Origin of the sequence: Streptomyces sp. NRRL B-1347 (assembly GCF_000720325.1) — a bacterium.
Taxonomy (GTDB): domain Bacteria; phylum Actinomycetota; class Actinomycetes; order Streptomycetales; family Streptomycetaceae; genus Streptomyces.
The window spans coordinates 1-1467 of record NZ_JOJM01000216.1 but is presented as its reverse complement, the minus strand read 5'-3'; the positions used below and the strand labels follow the sequence as shown (position 1 = coordinate 1467).

The 1467-nt window shown below is 69.2% G+C and carries 1 protein-coding gene; it reads right to left on the bottom strand.

Features of this window, described 5'->3' with window-relative positions; genetic code table 11:
- Positions 1–200: 200 nt before the first annotated feature.
- Entirely contained in the window at positions 201–1409 is a 1209-nt protein-coding gene (locus tag IG74_RS0144555; RefSeq protein ID WP_420710061.1) for an IS701 family transposase, read from the bottom strand.
- Positions 1410–1467: the final 58 nt, after the last annotated feature.

The following is a 1467-nucleotide window of genomic DNA, read 5'->3' as shown; positions in this document are numbered from 1 at the left end:
GTACTACAGCCGTGACTCGTGATCTCGTCTCTCACGGGCGGCGTTGTGGCAGCGTTGCGCGCGGGCTTGGTGGGCGCGGCGCCAGTGCGACTGGGTGATCACGATCGCTGGTGGCGGAGGTGATGTGGCCCATGCGAGCCGGTTGAGCAGGCGGCGGATCTCCTCGGCGGTGTAGTGGATCAGCTTGTCGACATAGGCAGTCAGCCCCCTTTGCCGGTGCCGATGGGTGTGGTGGGGGTGGGCAACTGGGCTGTGACATCGGGTTGTTCGAGGTTGTGGGTGCGGGTGGCGGTGATGGTCAGGAAGGCGAGGGCGGCCATGGACAGGGTGATGTGGCGGTGCCAGGCGTCCCAGGTGCGGACCTCGTAATGGTCCAGACCGCAGTCGGATTTCGCGGTCTCGAAGCAGTCCTCGATGGACCAGCGCAGGCCCATCACGCGGACGATCTCGCCGATCGGGGTGCCGCTCTTGGCGTGCACGGCGAAGTAGGCGATCTGGCTGGGATCCGTGATCGAGCGCCGCACCAGCAACAGGTGGACGTAGCCGCGGCGCGGGCCGCCCTCGGCCCCGCCGGGCCAGGTCACCTCGGCCAGGGCCCAGTCACAGGAGCGCGGCCCTTTGGCGCCGGCCCCGCACGAGCGGCGCTCGAAGAGAAGCGGGATCTGGGTGGCGAACGCGTCCGCGCGCAGGTTGCCGGTGGCGTGGGTGTGCACGGTCTCGTCGGCGGGGACGGCCATCACATACGGGATGCGGCGCCGCTCGAGTGCGGCGCGCAGCTTGCGGTCCTGGCCGTAGGCGCTGTCGGCGGCCACCCAGCCGAACGGCACGCGCGCCCGGCGGCACCGCTCGATCATCCGCCGGCCCAGTTCCGGCTTGGTCACCACCGCCTTCGCCCGCGGCCGGGGGATGCGCTGAGTGCGGCAGCGGCCGGCGTCGGCGCACCAGCTCGCGGGCAGATACAACTCGCGGTCGATCAAAGCGCGTCCGCTGTCGGTGGCGTACGCGCAGAACACCGCGACCTGGCAGTTCTCGATCTGCCCGGTGCTACCCGCATACTGCGGGGCCACCCCGGCCGACATCCGGCCCTTCTTGACAAACGCGGTCTCGTCCAGCACCAGCACCCCGTCCTCGCGGGCCAAAAACCGCACCACGAACGACCGCAGCGCATCGCGGAGTTGATCAGCACACCAGGTCGAGCGGCCCAGGAACCACTGCACCCGGTCCGGCGTCGCGTGTCCCACATGCTCGGCGATCTGCCAGCCGCTCTTCCGCTCGACCGGCGCGATCAACGCCTTCACATACGCCATCGCCATCAGGCGCGGCTCCACCCGCCCGAACACCCCCGCCAACCCAGCGAAGAAGTCATCGAACCAACCCGACCAGACCTGCACCGCCCACCGCGTATCCACACAGACATCAACGCGTCACCCGACTACCGGACACGGACACAAGTCACGGCTGTAGTAC